The sequence below is a fragment of the Mycolicibacterium neoaurum ATCC 25795 genome, assembly GCF_000691525.1.
In the GTDB taxonomy this organism is placed as follows: domain Bacteria; phylum Actinomycetota; class Actinomycetes; order Mycobacteriales; family Mycobacteriaceae; genus Mycobacterium; species Mycobacterium neoaurum.
The window spans coordinates 81,280-99,061 of record NZ_JMDW01000003.1; the positions used below are offsets into that span (position 1 = coordinate 81,280).

The following is a 17,782-nucleotide window of genomic DNA, read 5'->3' on the forward strand; positions in this document are numbered from 1 at the left end:
AGCGATCAGGAGTAGGAAACCTGCAGTTCCTTCACCCCGTTGATCCAACCAGACCGAAGGCGCTGCGGCTCAGCCAGTTTGGAGATGTCGGGGATCTGGTTGGCGATCTCGTTGAACATCAGCTTGATCTCCATGCGGGCCAGATTGGCGCCGATGCAGAAATGAGCGCCGTTTCCGCCGAAAGCCAGATGCGGATTGGGGTTGCGCAGGATGTCGAACCGGAACGGGTCGGTGAACACCGATTCGTCGTAGTTCGCCGAGCTGTAGAACAACCCGACCCGCTGTCCTTGCTTGATGGTGACACCGCCGATCTCGGTGTCCTGGAGCGCGGTGCGCTGGAAGCAGTGCACCGGGCTGGCCCAGCGGATGATCTCCTCGATCGCGGTGTCGGGCCGCTCGCGCTTGAAAAGCTCCCACTGGTCCGGGTTTTCGAGAAACGCGTTCATCCCGTGGGTCATCGCATTGCGGGTGGTCTCGTTGCCGGCCACGGCCAGCAGGATCACGAAGAAGGCGAACTCCACTTCGGTGATGCCCTCTTCCTCACCCAGATCGGCCTGGACCAGGCGGGTGACGATGTCATCGGCGGGACACTTCCGGCGCTGCTCGGCCATGTTGTACGCGTAACCCATCAGCTCCGCGTTGGCGGTCGTCGGGTCGCTGTCGAAATCCGGATCGTCGGTGTTCATGATGCAGTTCGACCAGTGGAAGATCTTCGCCCGGTCCTCCTCGGGCACCCCGATCAGATCGGCGATGGCCTGCAGCGGTAGCGGCATCGCCACGTCATCGACGAAGTTGCCGGAGCCGCGCTCGGCGGCCCGTGCCACGATCTCGCGCGCCGCCACCGCCAGCTTCTCTTCCAACGCGGCCACCGAGCGTGGGGTGAATAGACGCGAGACCAGCTTGCGCAACCGGGTGTGCTCCGGGGCATCGTGGTTGATCAACAGGGCCTTGGTGAGGTCGAGTTGGTCGGCGGTGATGCCGTCGGGGAGCCGCATGACCGCGCCCTTGGCGTTGGTGGACCAGATGTCGCCGCTGTTGCGGGAGATGGTCTTGACATCCTCGTGCCGACTGATGACCCAATAGCCGCCGTCATCGAATATCGACTCGCCCTGTGCGTTCCACCAGATCGGGGCGGTCTTGCGAAGGTGGGCGAACTCGGTGACCGGAAGCCCCTGCAACAGCACCTCCGGGTCGGTGAAGTCGTACCCCGCACCGAACGGACACGCATCCATCGTCGTCATCGACAGCCTCGTTTCTGTGACCTACCGCACTCGTCCCATCGACCATACATGTTGCTGTCAAGTGTATGGCCGCGGTCCCGGCACGCGGACCGTCGCGATGCGGATAGGCTTGTCGTCCGTGCGCGTCCTCGTCATCGGATCCGGAGCCCGTGAACACGCCCTGCTGCTGGCGCTGCGGCGCGACCCGCAGGTCGATTGGTTGGGGGTGGCGCCCGGCAACGCCGGCACCGCGGCCCTCGCCGACCAGTACGAACTCGACATCACCTCGGGCCCCGCCGTGGTGGCGCTGGCTCGCAAGGTCGACGCCGATCTGGTCGTGGTGGGTCCGGAGGTACCGCTGGTACTGGGTGTCGCCGATGCGCTGCGTGCCGCCGGGATCGCCTGCTTCGGGCCGTCCAAGGATGGCGCCCGCATCGAGGGGTCCAAGGCCTTCGCCAAAGACGTCATGACCGCCGCCGGCGTGCGCACCGCGACGAGCGAGATCGTCGACAACCCCGCCAAGCTGGACGCGGCCCTGGACCGGTTCGGTCCGCCCGCAGGCCAGGCGGCCTGGGTGGTCAAGGACGACGGGCTGGCCGCGGGCAAGGGCGTCGTCGTCACGACCGACCGGGACGCCGCCAGGGCGCATGCCGCCGCGCTGCTGGACTCCGGTCATCCGGTGTTGCTCGAATCCTTCCTGGACGGCCCCGAGGTATCGCTGTTCTGCGTCGTCGACGGCGAGACCGTCGTGCCGCTGCTGCCCGCGCAGGACTTCAAGCGCGTCGGCGACAACGACAGCGGCCCCAACACCGGGGGGATGGGTGCCTATACCCCGCTGCCGTGGCTGCCTGCCGAGGTGGTCACCCAGATCGTCGACGAGATCGTCAAACCGGTTGCCGCCGAGATGGTCTCGCGAGGTAGCTCATTTTCCGGACTGCTCTATGCCGGTCTGGCAATCACGTCTGCGGGACCGTCTGTGGTGGAGTTCAACTGCCGATTCGGCGATCCGGAGACCCAGGCGGTGCTCGCGCTGCTGGAGTCCCCGCTCGGCGGTCTGTTGCACGCCGCGGCCACCGGAACGCTGGCCTCCTTCGGGGAGTTGCGCTGGCGGGACGGCGCGGCCGTCACGGTGGTGATCGCCGCCGAGAACTATCCCGGCCGCCCCCGCACCGGTGACGTGATCATCGGGGCGGAGGCGCCGGGAGTGCTGCACGCCGGTACCGCCCGGCGCGAGGACGGTGCCGTGGTCTCCGCCGGTGGGCGGGTGTTGTCGGTCGTCGGTACCGGCGACGACCTGGATGCCGCGCGGGCCGCGGCATATGCGCTGATCGACTCGATCAAGTTGCCCGGCAGCCACTTTCGTACCGATATCGGGCTCGCGGCGGCCGAGGGTCGGATCAGCCTCTGACCAACAGCGGTGCCAGCCAGGAGATCTCGGCGGGCAACTGCTGGCTCCAGAACCCGCCGTCATGGCCGCCCGGGGAGAACCCGCCGGCAGGCGGGTTGGGCAGCTGGGCGATGAACTCCCGCGTCGCCGACGCGAACGGGTCGCTGTTGCCGCAGTCGATCCGCACCGGAATCTGGCCCAGCGCGGGCAGGCCCCACACGCTGTTGGCCTCGTAGTCGGCGGCATCGTCGAAGGCGCCCGGTGCGGCAGCCCCCGGCGAGGTCCACAGCGCGGGACTCACCGCGCAGATGGCCGCGGTGCGGGCCGGTCCCAGCCGCGCGCCGAGCAGCAGCGCTCCGTAGCCGCCCATCGACCAGCCGATGAACCCGACGCGCGAGGTGTCCAGACCCTGGTCGGTGAGCATCGGCAGCAGCTCGTCGAGAACCATCGAGCCGGCATCGTCACCGGATGCCCGTTTGTGCCAGTATCCGCCGCCGCCGTCGACCGCGACCACCGCGAACGGCGGCAGCCCCGCCGCCACCGCCTCTGCCAGGCCCTGCTCCACACCGCCGGCCATCACCGTCGCGGCGTCACTGCCCTTGCCGTGCAAAGCGATCACCGGACGCAGCGGCGCCGTCTGGCCCGGCGGTCGGGCGATCGCCCAGTTCGTCTGTAGCCCGCCGCGGGCGGCCGAGCGGAACGAACCCGACTGGTATGTCGGTGCCGGTTGCGCGTGTGCGACCGGCGCGGTCGCGGATCCCACGGCATAACCGGCGAGAGCGCCCAGACCCATCCGTAACAGGGCGCGGCGATTCGGTGCGGGCATGTGCGACATCCTGCCATCGGGGTTTGATCTTGGTCCCACGGCGATACATGTGTAACGCCGTAATGATTGCCGAAAAAGCCCATGCAACTGGGATTTCGCTGGCACGATGCAATGCGTGACGGCGGCGGTGACCCCCAAGGGAGAGCGGCGGCGGGGCGCTCTGGTCAGCGCCGCCGCCGACCTGCTCTGCGAGGGCGGCATCGACGCGGTACGCCACCGTGCGGTCGCCGCCCGCGCCGGGTTGCCGCTGGCATCGACCACCTACTACTTCTCCTCGCTGGAGGACCTCATCGCCAAGGCGGTGGAGTACGTCGGGATGCGGGAGGCCGAGCAACTCCGGGCGCAGGTCGCCACCCTGTCGCGGCGTCGCCGCGGCGCCGAGTCGACGGCGGATCTGCTGGTGGACCTGCTGGTGGGCGACGCCCCTGGTGCGCGTATGCCCGAGCAGCTGATCTCGCGCTATGAACGTCTCATCGCATGTGCGCGGCAGCCGGAACTGCGCGATATCCAACGTCGCATCCTGCGGCAGCGCACCGATGCGGTGGTCGAGGTCGTCGAGCGGTCGGGCCGTGCGGTGCGCAGCGAGCTCGTCACCGCCCTGGTGTGCGCGGTGGACGGAGCTGTGGTTGCCTCATTGGTGGATGACGGGGAGGGTCCCCGCGCAACTGCACGAGCGACGTTGATCGATGTGATCGATGTGCTCGCGCCGGTCGACGACCGGGTCGCGCACGTCTGAGACCAGTGAGGGGGCGGCAGTGTCAGAGCCGAAAACCAACGACGAACCACAGCTGCGAAGGGTCATGGGACCCGGGCTGCTGCTGTTGTTCATCGTCGGCGACATCCTGGGCACCGGGGTCTACGCGCTCACCGGTCAGGTCGCGGGCGAGGTCGGCGGCGCGGCATGGCTGCCGTTCCTGATCGCGTTCCTGATCGCGACCGTCACCGCCTTCTCCTACCTGGAGCTGGTCACCAAGTACCCGCAGGCGGCAGGCGCAGCCCTGTACGCGCACAAGGCTTTCGGCATCCACTTCGTCACCTTCCTCGTCGCGTTCGTGGTGATGTGTTCGGGCATCACCTCGGCGTCCACGGCATCGCAGGCCTTCGCCTCCAACTTCGTCAAAGGGTTCGGGCTCGACTGGGGCAAGTTCGGCATCGCCGCGATCGCGTTGGCGTTCATGGCGATTCTGGCGGCGATCAACTTCCGCGGCGTCAGCGAGAGCGTCAAGTTGAACGTGGTCCTCACGATCGTGGAGATCACCGGCCTCGGCGTGGTGATCCTGGTCGGGCTGTGGGCCTTCACCCAGGGCGGCGACGTCGACTTCTCCCGGGTGACCGTGTTCGAAAGCGAAGGAGACCGAAGCACATTCGTCGCCGTGACGGCCGCGACCTCGCTGGCGTTCTTCGCGATGGTGGGCTTCGAGGACTCGGTCAACATGGCCGAGGAGACCAAGGACCCGGTCCGCATCTTCCCCAAGGTCCTGCTCACCGGGCTGGGTATCGCGGGTGTCGTGTACGTGCTGGTGTCGATCATCGCGGTCGCCCTGGTGCCGATCGGTGACCTCAAGGAGAGCTCCACCCCGCTGGTCGACGTCGTCGAGGCCGCCGCACCGGGCCTGCCGATCGACACGTTGTTCCCGTTCATCACGATGTTCGCGGTCTCCAACACGGCGCTGATCAACATGTTGATGGCCAGCCGGCTCATCTACGGCATGGCGCGCCAGCACGTGCTGCCGCCGGTGCTGGGCCAGGTGCACCGCACCCGCCACACCCCGTACGTCGCCATCGCCTTCACCACCGTGATCGCGTTCGGGCTGATCTTCTACGTGTCCGCCTTCGCCAGCAGTAAGGCCATCTCGATCCTGGGCGGTACGACATCACTGCTGTTGCTGGCGGTCTTCACGATCGTCAACATTGCGGTGCTGGTGCTGCGTCGCGATGTGAAGGCCGACGGCGCGCATTTCCGGACGCCGACGGTACTGCCGGTCATCGGGGCGCTGGCCTCGGCTTATCTGGTCACCCCGTTGTCCGGGCGGCCGGCGCAGCAGTATCTGCTGGCCGGCCTGCTGGTCGTCACCGGTGTCGTCCTCTACGGGGTGACCACGCTGATCAATCGGCAACTCGGGATCCGCGGTGAGGGCATCACCGACCCGAGCCACCTCGAGGACGCACCCTAAGCTGTGTGTCCGTGACGATCCCGAATGTTCTGGCCAACCGCTACGCAAGTGCCGAGATGGCCGAGATCTGGTCGCCGGAGAACAAGATCATCGCCGAGCGTCGGCTCTGGCTCGCTGTCCTGCGCGCCCAGTCCGAACTGGGCATTCCGCTTCCGGACGGGGTCGTCGAGGACTACGAGCGGGTGATCGGAACCGTCGATCTCGGCTCCATCGCGGCGCGCGAACGGGTGACCCGCCATGATGTGAAGGCCCGTATCGAGGAGTTCAACGCCCTAGCCGGCCACGAGCACGTCCACAAGGGCATGACCAGCCGGGACCTGACCGAGAACGTCGAACAGCTGCAGATCCGGCAATCGCTGGAACTGGTGTTCGCCCACGGTGTCGCGGTCGTCGCGCGGCTGGCCGAGCGGGCGGTGCTCTACCGCGATGTGGTGATGGCCGGGCGCAGTCACAACGTCGCGGCCCAGGCGACCACGCTCGGCAAGCGATTCGCCTCGGCCGCCGAGGAGACGCTGGTGGCGCTGACCCGGTTGCGCGACTTGATCGACCGGTATCCGCTGCGCGGGGTGAAGGGCCCGATGGGCACGGCCCAGGACATGCTCGATCTGTTCGGTGGCGACGCGGGCAAACTTGCCGAGTTGGAACGCCGGGTTGCCGAGTTCCTGGGCTTCACCGATGTTTTCACCAGCGTCGGGCAGGTGTACCCACGGTCGCTGGACCACGATGTGGTCTCCGCCCTTGTCCAGCTCGGTGCCGGCCCGTCCTCGTTCGCGCACACCATCCGCCTCATGGCCGGCCACGAGCTGGTGACCGAGGGATTCGCGCCGGGGCAGGTCGGGTCCTCGGCCATGCCACACAAGATGAACACCCGCTCCTGCGAACGGGTGAACGGGCTGCAGGTGGTCTTGCGCGGTTACGCGTCGATGGCCGCCGAACTGGCCGGCGCGCAGTGGAACGAGGGTGACGTGTTCTGCTCGGTGGTGCGCCGGGTGGCACTGCCGGACGCCTTCTTCGCCATCGACGGACAGACCGAGACGTTCCTGACCGTGCTGGACGAGTTCGGCGCCTATCCGGCCGTCATCCAGCGCGAACTCGACCGTTACCTGCCGTTCCTGGCCACCACCCGAATCCTGATCGCGGCGGTGCGCGCCGGCGTCGGCCGCGAAACCGCGCACGAGGTCATCAAGGAGCACGCGGTGGCGGTGGCGCTGGCCATGCGCGAGAAGGGTGCCGAACCCGATCTGTTGGACCGGCTGGCGGCCGATCCGCGACTGCCGCTGGACCGCATCGCCCTCGATGACGCACTGGCCGACAAGGCGGCGTTCACCGGCGCCGCCGGTGACCAGGTCGACGGTGTGGTGGCCGCCGTCGGGGAACTGATCGGCCGCTATCCCGACGCGGCGAAGTACACCTCGGGCGCCATTCTGTGACACTGGCCGACCTCACCGATCTGGACAATTTCGCGCAGGGATTCCCGCACGAACTGTTCGCGCTGCATCGTCGTGAGGCACCGGTCCACTGGCACGCACCGACCGTGCACACCCCCGACGGCGAGGGCTTCTGGTCGGTGGCCACCTACGCCGAAACCCTTGCCGTACTGCGTGATCCGGAGACCTATTCGTCGGTGACCGGAGGTACCCGTCCGTACGGCGGAACGCTGCTACAGGACCTCGCCGTTGCCGGTCAGGTGCTCAACATGATGGACGACCCGCGCCACGCCCAGATCCGGCGACTGGTCAGCTCCGGGCTGACCCCGCGGATGATCACCCGCGTCGAAGAGGATCTGCGCGCCCGTGCCCGCTCCCTGCTGGATGCGGTCATCCCGGGCCAGCCGCTCGATTTCCTGGTCGACGTGGCCGCCGAACTGCCGATGCAGATGATCTGCATCCTGTTGGGGGTGCCCGATTCCGAACGGCACTGGTTGTTCGAGGCGATCGAACCGCAGTTCGACTTCGGCAAGGCGCGAAGCGCGGCGGTGGGCCAGCTGAGCGCCGAAGAGGCCGGTTCGCGGATGTACAGCTACGGGATGGAGTTGATCGCCGCCAAACGGGCCACCCCGACCGACGACATGCTCTCGGTGGTCGCCAATGCGGATCTGGACGACTCTGTGGCACCGCTGTCCGATCTCGAGCTCTACCTGTTCTTCAGCCTGCTGTTCAGTGCCGGTGCGGAGACCACCCGCAATGCCGTCGCCGGCGGACTGTTGGCGCTCATCGAGCATCCCGAGCAGTTGCACCTGCTGCGCGGCGACCTGTCGCTGTTGCCGTCGGCCATCGAGGAGATGGTGCGCTGGACCACCCCGTCACCGTCGAAGCGGCGCACCGCCACCGCCGCGGTGACACTGGGTGGCTGCCGGATCGAGCCCGGGCAGAAGGTGCAGATCTGGGAGGGTTCGGCCAATCGCGACCCGGCGGTGTTCGTCGACCCCGACAGGTTCGATATCACCCGGAAACCGAACCCGCACTTGGGATTCGGTCAAGGTGTCCACTACTGCCTCGGCGCCAACCTGGCCCGCCTCGAGTTGCGCGTGCTGTTCGAGGAACTGCTCGCCCGGTTCGGCACGGCTCGCTTGGTCGCGCCGGTCGAGTGGACCCGCAGCAACCGGCACACCGGAATGCGGCACATGTTCGTCGAGTTCGGCTGATCGTTACCCTCGCAGATATGGTTTCGAGTCCCGACGATCACCTCCGCGTCTCCGATGCCGACCGGTCCCGGGTGAACGGACTGCTCGAACGCGCCGTGTCCGAGGGCATGCTGACCCTCGACGAGTTCGCCGACCGGACCGATTCGGTGTTGGTCGCCCGCACCCGTGGGGAACTGCGCACCGTGCTCGCCGATCTGCCCGCCCAACAGCTCGGAGTGCCCGCCCGCCCGCAGTTGCCACCCGATCAGCTGCGCGGCTGGATGACATCGATCGACCGCCGGGGGATCTGGACCGTCGCGCCGATGCTCCAGCTGCACACCCGGATGTGCAGCACCACCTTGGACTTCACCTCGGCGGTGTTGCCGGGGCCGGTGGTCCAGGTGGTCATCGACGACTACTGCAGCTCCACCGAACTCATCCTGCCCACGGGGGCCACCGCGGATGTCAACGGTGTCGACGCATTGATGGGCAGCTCGACGGTCAAGGTGCGGGGGACCCCGCCCTCGGATCAGCTGCATGTCATCGTGCGCGGGCGGATCCGACTGGGCTCGGTCACCGTGCGGCATCCGTTCGGGAGTTGGCTGCGCCGACTCGGCGGCGGAGGCTGATCCGCCTAGGTTAGGCTGGCCTAATGCTGCGCGTCACGGCCATGCTGGCCACCCTCGTCCTTGCCGTCGGCGTCCTCGCGGGGTGCGCGAGCAGCGAGCCGGCCGATCCCGCGGCCGCCGGGGATACCGTCACCATCTCGCACAAGTTCGGCGAGACGACGGTGCCTGCCAATCCGCGCAATATCGTCACGATGGGCTGGAACGACCAGGACTTCGTACTGGCCCTCGGTGTCGTCCCGGTGGGCACCCGCGCCTGGTACGACAATTACAACGACTTCCCCTGGGTCAAGGCGGAGACCGACGGTAAGGGTGTGCCGGTCATCGAGGGTGACACCATCAACTTCGAGGCCGTCGCCGCGGCCAAGCCCGACGTCATCTTCGCCATCTACGAGACCATCGACCAGAAAACCTACGACCAGCTGTCCCAGATCGCGCCGACGGTGATCCAGTCCGCCGATTACCCGGACGAGGAAACCCCTTGGGACGTCCAGCTTCTGACCACCGGCAAGGCGCTGGGCAAGGAGCAGCGGGCCACGGAACTCGTCGACCAGGTCGAGGCCAAGATCGCGCAGGCCACCAGCGAGCATCCGGACTTCGCAGGCAAGACCCTGGTCGCCGATTTCAGCTCCGAGGTCGACGCGCCCTACCTGATCGGCAAGGGTGACCCGCGCCGTGCCCTGTTCGACGAGCTCGGTTTCGGTGCGCAGGACACCGTCGGCGAGGTGTCCCAGGAGAAACTGAGCCTGCTCGAGGGGGACGTGCTGTTCGTCAACGGGGTCACCAAACAGCAGCTGGCAGGCTCACCGGCTTTCCAGCGACTGGCAGTGGTGCGCGAGGACCGCACCCTCTACGCCGGATCGGAGTCGACCCTCAGCGGCGCCCTGGCCTACGGCGGGCCCAACGCCCTGCTCTACGCCATCGACCTGCTGGTTCCGCAGTTGAGCAATGCCGTGGCCGGCAGGCCGGTCGCCGACCTGTCGGACTCTTAGCGCCGGCGGGCGCGGTCGCGCGGCGAGGCCCGCGGAACCACCAGCGGTGTGCCGGTTTCCGGGTCGTCGATGATCTGGCATTTCATGCCGTAGACATCCTCGACGAGGTCCGCGGTGATCACCCGCGCCGGTTCGCCCTGGGCGACGATGCGGCCGGCCTTCATCGCGATGATCTGATCGGCGAAGCGGCACGCATGGTTCAGATCGTGCAGCACCGCGACGATGGTGCGGCCTTGGGTGTCGTTGAGTTCGGCGAACAGGTCCAGCAGTTCGATCTGGTGGGCGATATCGAGGAACGTGGTCGGCTCGTCCAGCAGGATCAGCGGGGTCTGCTGGGCCAGCACCATCGCCACCCAGACCCGTTGGCGCTGACCGCCGGACAACTCGTCGACGGCCCGTCCCGATAGGGCCGTCACACCGGTGGCCGCCATCGCCTCGGCCACGGCCACCTCGTCGTCGCGGGTGAATTGGCGAAGTACCCGCTGATGCGGGAATCGGCCCCGCGCAACCAGATCTGCGACCGTGATGCCCTCCGGTGCGATCGACGACTGTGGGAGCAGACCCAGCTTGCGGGCGACATCCTTGGTGCGCAGCGAGCTGATATCGGCGCCATCGAGGAGCACCTGCCCCCCGGCGGGACGCAGCAGCCGAGCCAGTCCCCGCAGCAGCGTCGACTTTCCGCAGGCGTTCGGCCCCACGATCGCGGTGATGGCACCCTCGGCGATCTCGGCGTTCAAACCGGACACGATCGGGGTGTCCGAGTAGCCGAGCGTCAGGTCCTGTGCGCGCAACGTTGCCATGTTCTCCCTATCGCCGCGCCTGAATGATCAACAGCCACACCAGATACAACCCGCCGGCCACCACCGTGACCGCGCCGACCGGAAGCTCGGCGGGGGCGAAGATACGCAGCGCGATCAGATCGCTGGCAAGCAGCAGAACGGCGCCCATCACCGCCGAGGACACCAGTCCGACGCCGGGCGTCGCGGTCAACCGACGAGCCAATTGCGGGGCTGCCAGCGCGACGAACGATATCGGCCCGGCGGCCGCAGTCGCCACTGCGATCAACAACACCCCGGCCCCGAAGTAGGCCAGCCTGGCGCGTTCCGGGCTGACCCCGAGCGCACCCGCCATATCGTCACCCATCTGCAGCACCTGCAGTTGCGGCCCGATGGCCACGACACCGAGCAGCGCGACCGCGACGCAGACCAGCACCGGCCCGACCTGTTCCCACCGCAGACCGTTGAGCGTGCCCTGCTGCCAGATGGCCGCCGTCACGGCCTGGTGCAGCTTGAGCTTGAGGATGATCCATTGGTTGAGCGAACTGAGCACGGCGCTGACCGCGATGCCGACGATGATCAGCCGGAATCCGGCAATGCCGTTGCGGTAGGCCAGCAGATAGACCGCGACCGCGGTCAGCAGACCGCCGATCACCGCGCCGCCGGCGGTGAGGTAGTAGCCGCCACCGAAGAGAGCGATGGCCACCAGCGCGCCGGTGTAGGAACCGAATCCGAAACCGATGACATCGGGACTGCCCAGCGGATTGCGCGTCAGGGCCTGGAAGATCGCGCCGGACACCCCGAGTGCGGCGCCGATGACCAGGGCCGCGATGATGCGCGGCAGGCGCCATTGCAGCACGACGACACTGGTGAAACCGTGGTCGGAACCGGTCAATACGGCGACGACCTCGGCGGGGGAGACCGGGTACTCACCGACCCCGAGTGCCAGCACCGCCAATACCAACGCGGCGGCGCCCAGCGCCGACAGCACCGCGATGCTTCGCCAGGAAGCCCGCAGGGCGACCCGCGATCCGCGCCGGACCACCAGCTGCGGGCGGCCGAAATCGATGCTCACAGCGCGCTGGCCTTGCTGCGGCGTACCAACCAGATCAGGACCGGGGCACCCAGGAACGCGGTGACGATGCCGGCCGGCAGCTCGCCGGGGGACACCACCACGCGCCCGACGACATCGGCGGCCAGCAGCAGCGCGGGCCCGGCGATGACGCAGAACGCGCAGATCCACCGCCAGTCCGGGCCGGTGAACCACCGCACCGCATGGGGGACCATCAGCCCGACGAAACCGATCGGACCGGCCGCGGCGGTGGCGGCCCCGGCCAGCAGCGTCACCGCGATGAGCCCGAGCGTCCGCGTGCGCACCATGTTGCCGCCCATGGCGACGGCCAGATCATCACCGAGCGCGATCGCGTTGAGTCCGCGACTGACGTAGAAGCACAACACCGCGCCCACCACGATGAACGGCGTCACCACCCACACTCCGTCCAGACCGCGGCCGTCGAGCGCACCGGCATCCCAGAATCGCATCGAGTCGAAGGCCCGCGGGTTCTGCAGCCGGATGGTGAAGGAGACACCGTCGGCGACCGCACCCACCGCGACACCGGCCAACAGCATCCGCACCGGGGTCACGACGGCGCGACCGGCGGTCCCCACCAGGTAGACCAGCACCATGGCGACCGCCGCGCCGAGGAAGGCGAACCAGACGTAGGTCAACAGCGAACTCATGTGCAGGAAGGCGATCGCGGCCACGACGAACAGTCCGGCGACGGCATCGATGCCCAGGATCTGGCTGTCCGCCAACGGATTACGGGTCAGGCCCTGGATCAAGGCCCCCGACAGACCCAACGCGATGCCGACCACGATGCCCAGCACGGTCCGCGGGATGCGCAGGTCGTGCACGATCCACTGATCACCGCTATCGGTGTAATCGGTCACGGCCTGCCACACCGTCGAGAGCCCGACGCTCTCGGTGCCGATCGCCAGACTGAGCACGCACATCAGCCCCAGCATCGCGACGGCCAGGAGCAGACCGGCGGGGCGGCGGTCGCGGATGCTGACTGCGACGGCCGACGACATAAGGGCACGCTAACTCACCGTCCGGTGGGCGTGCGTGCCCACGTCCCTACAGGCGCACGCCCGCCGCGTGCAGTTCGAGCAACGCCAGACCGCGGATGGCAAGGCGGTCGTCACGACGCCACGCCCCGATCGGATCGGGATCCACCGCCGTCAGCTTGGCCAGCGGACGGTTGGCCAGCGCCCGCATGGCCAACAGTTCCTGCCCGGCATGCGTCGAGGCCAGCGTCAGCACCGTCAACTTTCGGCGGAAGAATCGAATCCGCAGGTAGAGCCACGGCATGGCCACCGCAAGGATCGGTGTCGCCGCCACCGCGACCGCCAGCACCCAGGCCAGCCAACTCGCCGTGGAATCGAGATTCTGACCCGCGCCGGCGATCTCGGCGGCCGCATCGCTGGCAGCGCGCAACGGTCCGCTCAGCCCGTTGCCGATCAGCGGCACATCGTCGACGCTGTTGCCTGCGGAGTCGAGGCTGCCGGAGACGCCGTCGGCGCCGTCGTGTACCTGACGGCCCACTTCGGCGATGGTGGCGACGGCGGCATACACCGCGCTGCCGACCAGCACCCAGATCGCGGTCCATGCGATGACGACGACATCGCTGACGATCTGGGCCAGCAACCGACCGGGTTTGGTCGCGTAGGGCAGGTACCGCAGTCTCATGGAGAAGATCCCAGCACATAGGGTGGGCCAATGCGCCCAGCTCTGACCGACTACCAGCATCTGGCCAGCGGCAAGGTACGCGAGTTGTACCGCATCGACGCCGACCATCTGCTGTTCGTCGCCTCCGACCGCATATCGGCGTTCGACCACATCCTGGACACCGAGATTCCGGACAAGGGCCGGATCCTCACCGCGATGAGCGTGTTCTTCTTCGACCACCTCGCCGTGCCCAACCACCTGGCCGGACCGCCGGACGACGAGCGCATCCCGCAGGAGGTGCTCGGCCGCGCCCTGGTGGTCCGCGCGTTGGAGATGCTGCCGGTGGAGTGCGTGGCCCGCGGTTACCTGACCGGCTCGGGGTTGCTGGACTACCAGAGCTCGGGCTCGGTGTGCGGGATCGAGTTGCCGGCCGGCCTGGTCGAGGCCAGCAAGTTCGCCGAGCCGCTGTTCACCCCGGCCACCAAGGCCGAGATCGGTGCGCACGACGAGAACGTCTCCTTCGACGCGGTCGTTGAACTGGTGGGTGCCGAGCGCGCCGCCAGGTTGCGCGAGGCCACGCTGAAGATCTACGCGCGCGCCGCCGAGCACGCGTTGAGCAAGGGCATCATCGTTGCCGATACGAAGTTCGAGTTCGGTATCTCGACCAGTGGGGACACCGCCGGTGAACTGGTGCTCGCCGACGAGGTGCTGACCCCGGACTCGTCGCGGTACTGGCCGGCGGACTCGTACCAGGAGGGCGTGGTGCAGCCCAGCTATGACAAGCAGTTCGTCCGTAACTGGCTGACCGGGCCGGACTCGGGGTGGGACCGCAACGGTGATGCGCCACCGCCACCGCTGCCCGCCGAGATCGCGGCCGCCACCCGGGCCCGCTATATCGAGGCCTACGAGAGGATTTCGGGTTTGAGTTTCTCTGATTGGATCGGCGCATGAGCGACGCTCGCGGAGCGAATCAACAGCCGCTGAGCGACGCCCCGGCCCCGGTGGCCAAGCGGGTCGAGCACCGCCGCGAGCACCACGGGGATGTGTTCATCGATCCCTACGAATGGTTGCGCGAGAAGGACAATCCGGAGGTCATTGCGCACCTGGAGGCCGAGAACGCCCACACCGAGGCGGCCACCGCCGTGCTGGCGCCGCTGCGGCAGCGGATCTTCGACGAGATCAAGGCGCGCACCAAGGAGACCGATCTCTCCATCCCGACCCGCCGCGACAACTGGTGGTACTACGCGCGTAGCTTCGAGGGCAAGCAGTACGGCGTGCACTGCCGTTGCCCGATCAGCGATCCGGACGACTGGACGCCCCCCGAGCTCGACGAGAACACCGCGGTCGCCGGTGAGCAGATCCTGCTCGACGAGAACGTCGAGGCCGAGGGGCACGAGTTCTTCTCCCTCGGCGCGGTCAGTGTGAGCGTCGACGGCAACATCCTGGCCTACTCGGTCGACGTCAAGGGCGACGAGCGGTACACCCTGCGGTTCAAGGACTTACGCACCAACCAGCTCTACGAGGACACCATCGTCGGCATCGGCTCCGGGGTGACCTGGGCTGCGGACAACCAGTCGGTGTACTACGTCACCGTCGACGACGCATGGCGTCCCGATACCGTGTGGCGGCATCGTCTCGGCTCCGGGCTGCCCGCCCAGAAGGTGTACCACGAGGCAGACGAACGATATTGGCTGGGCGTCGGGCGCACTCGCAGCGACAAGTACGTCATCATCGCCGCGGGCAGCGCGATCACCACCGAGATCCGCTACGCCGACGCAGCCGATCCGGAAGCGCCGTTCACGGTCGTCCTGCCGCGGCGCGACGGCGTCGAATACTCCGTCGAGCACGCGGTGGTCGGCGGTGAGGACCGATTCCTGATCCTGCACAACGACGGCGCGGTCAACTTCACCCTGGTGGACGCACCGGTCAGCGACCCGACCGCGTTTCGGACGCTGATCGAGCACCGCGATGATGTCCGCCTCGACGGGGTCGACGCCTTCGCAACGCATCTGGTGGTCAGCTACCGCCGCGAGGCGTTGCCCCGTATTCAGCTGTGGCCCATCGAATCCGATGGCTCCTACGGTGTGCCGACCGAGATCGCCTTCGAATCCGAGCTGATGTCGGCGGGCCTGGGCGGCAACCCGAACTTTTCCTCGCCGAAGCTGCGGGTCGGCGCGGTGTCCTGGGTGATTCCGGTGCGCATCTACGACCTGGATCTGGTCACCGGCGAGCGGACGCTGTTGCGCGAGCAACCCGTGCTGGGCGACTACCGACCCGAGGATTACGTCGAACGCCGCGATTGGGCCGTCGCCGCCGACGGTGCGCGGATCCCGATCTCGATTGTGCACCGGGCCGGCCTGGCGTTCCCTGCGCCGACGCTGCTGTACGGCTACGGTGCCTACGAATCCTGCGAGGACCCGCGGTTTTCCATCGCGCGGCTGTCCCTGCTGGACCGCGGCATGGTGTTCGCCGTCGCGCATGTCCGCGGCGGCGGCGAATTGGGGCGGCCCTGGTACGAGGACGGCAAGCTACTCAAGAAGGCGAACTCGTTCACCGACTTCGTCGCCGTTGCCGAGCATCTGATCACCACCGACCTGACCCGGCCCACCAATCTGGTCGCACTCGGCGGTAGTGCCGGTGGTCTGCTGGTCGGTGCGGTGCTCAACATCGCCCCGCACCTGTTCGCCGGGGTGCTGGCCCAGGTGCCCTTCGTCGACCCGCTGACCACCATCTTGGATCCGTCCCTGCCGTTGACCGTGACCGAATGGGACGAATGGGGAAACCCGCTGGCGGACAAGGATGTCTACGAGTACATGAAGGCGTACTCGCCGTACGAGAATGTCGCGTCGCTGGACTACCCGGCCGTGCTGGCGATGACCTCGCTCAACGACACCAGGGTCTACTACACCGAACCGGCCAAGTGGGTCGCCGCCCTGCGGCACGCGCAACTGGCTCCCGATACCGCCAGGGTGCTGCTGAAGACCGAGATGGTGGCCGGGCACGGCGGGATCAGCGGGCGATATGAGCGCTGGAAGGAGGCGGCCTTCCAGTATGCCTGGATCTTGGCCACCGCCGACCCGGAGAATCACGGGCAGGGACAGGTGCACAGCCTGTTCGGCGGACCCAAACTCTAGCGTCGGGCAGGATGGGCCGCTAGCGTCGAGATGGTGAGCTTGCACGAGATACCGCTGACCACGCTCGACGGTGGTGCCGCGACACTGAGCGAATTGTCCGATGGCGCAACGCTGGTGGTCAACGTCGCCTCGAAATGTGGTCTGACCCCGCAGTACACCGCCCTGGAGAAGCTGGCACGCGACTACGCCGCACGCGGTCTGACCGTCGTCGGGGTGCCGTGCAACCAGTTCATGGGACAGGAGCCCGGGACGGCCGAGGAGATCCAATCCTTCTGCTCCTCGACCTACGGGGTGACCTTCCCACTGCTGGCCAAGACCGATGTCAACGGTGCGAACCGGCATCCGCTCTACGCCGAGCTCACCAAAGCGGCCGACGCGGAGGGAACGGCGGGCGATGTCCAGTGGAACTTCGAGAAGTTCCTGATCGGACCGGACGGCACGGTGGTCAACCGGTTCCGGCCGCAAACCGAACCCGATGCCCCCGAGGTGCTCAGCGCCATCGAGGCCGTACTCCCCAGATAGCCAACTGGTGTCCGGGTGTTCGCAACCGTCGCGACATCTGACGTTGCCAGACTGCGGGTGTGACTGCCGAACTGATCGTCTCGATCTCCGGGATCAGGGACCGCACCATGGGCGCCGCCGACAGGTTCTGCGAGGACCTCGACAACCGCGGCATCCCGGTTTCGCTGCTGGTGGCCCCGCGCCTGAAGGGCGGATACCGGCTGGAACATGACCCACGCACGGTGGGCTGGCTGGCCGAGCGCCGCGCCGCCGGGGATGCCATCGTGCTGCACGGGTTCGACGAGGCCGCCACCAAGAAGCGCCGCAGCGAGTTCGCCACCCTGCCCGCGCACGAGGCGAATCTGCGGCTGATGGGCGCCGACCGGGCGATGGAACACCTCGGACTGCGCACGAGGCTGTTCGCCGCCCCCGGATGGACGGTATCCGACGGCGCCGTCGCGGCATTGCCGCGCAACGGCTTCCGGCTGCTGGCCGGTCTCACCGGGGTCACCGACCTGGTGCGCCGCCACACCGAGCGCAACCGGGTGCTCGGTATCGGTGCCGGATTCCTGACCGAACCGTGGTGGTGCCGCACGCTGGTGCTGTCCGCCGAACGCACCGCCCGCCGGGGCGGGACCGTGCGGCTGGTGGTCTCGGCCCGCCAGCTCGCCGAGGCCGGCCCGCGCCGGGCCGTCTTCGACGCCATCGACCTGGCTGTGGGGCACGGCTGCCGCCCCGACACCTATCGGTGGGAGGCCGATCCCGCCCTCACCGACGCCGCCTGACGGCTAGTTT

The 17,782-nt window shown here is 67.7% G+C and carries 17 protein-coding genes; 11 read left to right on the forward strand and 6 right to left on the reverse strand.

Annotated elements, in window-relative coordinates:
* Nucleotides 1-5 precede the first annotated feature (5 nt).
* Nucleotides 6-1,241 carry a cytochrome P450 gene (locus tag IC40_RS0102210; RefSeq protein ID WP_030133138.1) on the reverse strand — a complete coding sequence of 412 codons (1,236 nt, stop codon included), beginning with the start codon at nt 1,239-1,241 and terminating at the stop codon, nt 6-8.
* A 118-nt stretch (nt 1,242-1,359) separates the two neighbouring features.
* Between IC40_RS0102210 and purD the strand changes: the two genes are divergently transcribed.
* The gene (gene purD / locus IC40_RS0102215) at nt 1,360-2,628 is read left to right on the forward strand and encodes a phosphoribosylamine--glycine ligase (RefSeq protein WP_030133139.1); all 1,269 of its coding nucleotides are present in this window, start codon (nt 1,360-1,362) and stop codon (nt 2,626-2,628) included.
* Here purD and IC40_RS0102220 read toward each other — a convergent pair.
* Nucleotides 2,618-3,442 (reverse strand): alpha/beta hydrolase, encoded by an 825-nt coding sequence (locus IC40_RS0102220; RefSeq protein ID WP_030133140.1) that lies wholly within the window; start codon nt 3,440-3,442, stop codon nt 2,618-2,620. The two genes, purD and IC40_RS0102220, sit on opposite strands and share 11 nt — an antisense overlap.
* 97 nt (nt 3,443-3,539) lie before the next feature.
* Between IC40_RS0102220 and IC40_RS0102225 the strand changes: the two genes are divergently transcribed.
* The 6 genes from IC40_RS0102225 (at nt 3,540) to IC40_RS0102250 (ending at nt 9,848) form a co-directional block, all read left to right on the forward strand.
* Nucleotides 3,540-4,169 (forward strand): TetR/AcrR family transcriptional regulator, encoded by a 630-nt coding sequence (locus tag IC40_RS0102225; RefSeq protein WP_030133141.1) that lies wholly within the window; start codon nt 3,540-3,542, stop codon nt 4,167-4,169.
* A 64-nt stretch (nt 4,170-4,233) separates the two neighbouring features.
* Nucleotides 4,234-5,607 (forward strand): APC family permease, encoded by a 1,374-nt coding sequence (locus tag IC40_RS0102230; RefSeq protein WP_277624702.1) that lies wholly within the window; start codon nt 4,234-4,236, stop codon nt 5,605-5,607.
* A gap of 11 nt (nt 5,608-5,618) precedes the next feature.
* Nucleotides 5,619-7,037 carry an adenylosuccinate lyase gene (gene purB, locus IC40_RS0102235; RefSeq protein ID WP_030133143.1) on the forward strand — a complete coding sequence of 473 codons (1,419 nt, stop codon included), beginning with the start codon at nt 5,619-5,621 and terminating at the stop codon, nt 7,035-7,037.
* On the forward strand, nt 7,034-8,251 hold the full coding sequence (locus tag IC40_RS0102240; RefSeq protein ID WP_030133144.1) for a cytochrome P450: 1,218 nt from the start codon (nt 7,034-7,036) through the stop codon (nt 8,249-8,251). The genes purB and IC40_RS0102240 overlap by 4 nt, the downstream gene beginning before the upstream one ends.
* Before the next feature lie 17 nt (nt 8,252-8,268).
* Nucleotides 8,269-8,859: a DUF1707 SHOCT-like domain-containing protein gene (locus tag IC40_RS0102245; protein ID WP_030133145.1), complete on the forward strand. Its 591-nt coding sequence runs from the start codon at nt 8,269-8,271 to the stop codon at nt 8,857-8,859.
* Between the two features lie 23 nt (nt 8,860-8,882).
* The gene (locus IC40_RS0102250; protein ID WP_030133146.1) at nt 8,883-9,848 is read left to right on the forward strand and encodes an ABC transporter substrate-binding protein; all 966 of its coding nucleotides are present in this window, start codon (nt 8,883-8,885) and stop codon (nt 9,846-9,848) included.
* Here the strand turns inward: IC40_RS0102250 and IC40_RS0102255 are convergent.
* Genes IC40_RS0102255 through IC40_RS0102270 form a run of 4 tightly spaced genes read right to left on the reverse strand, consistent with a single transcriptional unit; the run spans nt 9,845 to nt 13,373 of the window.
* Nucleotides 9,845-10,648, reverse strand: coding sequence for an ABC transporter ATP-binding protein (locus tag IC40_RS0102255; RefSeq protein ID WP_030133147.1), 804 nt, complete (start codon nt 10,646-10,648; stop codon nt 9,845-9,847). The genes IC40_RS0102250 and IC40_RS0102255 overlap by 4 nt on opposite strands.
* A 7-nt stretch (nt 10,649-10,655) precedes the next feature.
* Nucleotides 10,656-11,699, reverse strand: a complete 1,044-nt coding sequence (locus IC40_RS0102260; protein WP_030133148.1) for a FecCD family ABC transporter permease — start codon at nt 11,697-11,699, stop codon at nt 10,656-10,658.
* Nucleotides 11,696-12,715, reverse strand: coding sequence for an iron chelate uptake ABC transporter family permease subunit (locus tag IC40_RS0102265; protein WP_030133149.1), 1,020 nt, complete (start codon nt 12,713-12,715; stop codon nt 11,696-11,698). The genes IC40_RS0102260 and IC40_RS0102265 overlap by 4 nt, the downstream gene beginning before the upstream one ends.
* Before the next feature lie 46 nt (nt 12,716-12,761).
* On the reverse strand, nt 12,762-13,373 hold the full coding sequence (locus tag IC40_RS0102270) for a hypothetical protein (protein WP_030133150.1): 612 nt from the start codon (nt 13,371-13,373) through the stop codon (nt 12,762-12,764).
* 30 nt (nt 13,374-13,403) lie between these two features.
* Here IC40_RS0102270 and IC40_RS0102275 point away from each other — a divergent pair, with 30 nt between their 5' ends.
* The 4 genes from IC40_RS0102275 to IC40_RS0102290 are packed head-to-tail and all read left to right on the forward strand — an operon-like array spanning nt 13,404 to nt 17,772.
* Entirely contained in the window at nt 13,404-14,303 is a 900-nt protein-coding gene (locus IC40_RS0102275) for a phosphoribosylaminoimidazolesuccinocarboxamide synthase (protein WP_030133151.1), read from the forward strand.
* Entirely contained in the window at nt 14,300-16,486 is a 2,187-nt protein-coding gene (locus IC40_RS0102280; protein WP_030133152.1) for a S9 family peptidase, read from the forward strand. Before IC40_RS0102275 ends, IC40_RS0102280 begins: the two co-directional genes overlap by 4 nt.
* A gap of 30 nt (nt 16,487-16,516) precedes the next feature.
* Complete coding sequence (locus IC40_RS0102285; protein WP_277624682.1) at nt 16,517-17,008, forward strand: glutathione peroxidase; 492 nt, start codon at nt 16,517-16,519, stop codon at nt 17,006-17,008.
* Nucleotides 17,009-17,067: 59 nt separating this feature from the next.
* Nucleotides 17,068-17,772 (forward strand): DUF2334 domain-containing protein, encoded by a 705-nt coding sequence (locus IC40_RS0102290; protein WP_030133154.1) that lies wholly within the window; start codon nt 17,068-17,070, stop codon nt 17,770-17,772.
* Nucleotides 17,773-17,782: the final 10 nt, after the last annotated feature.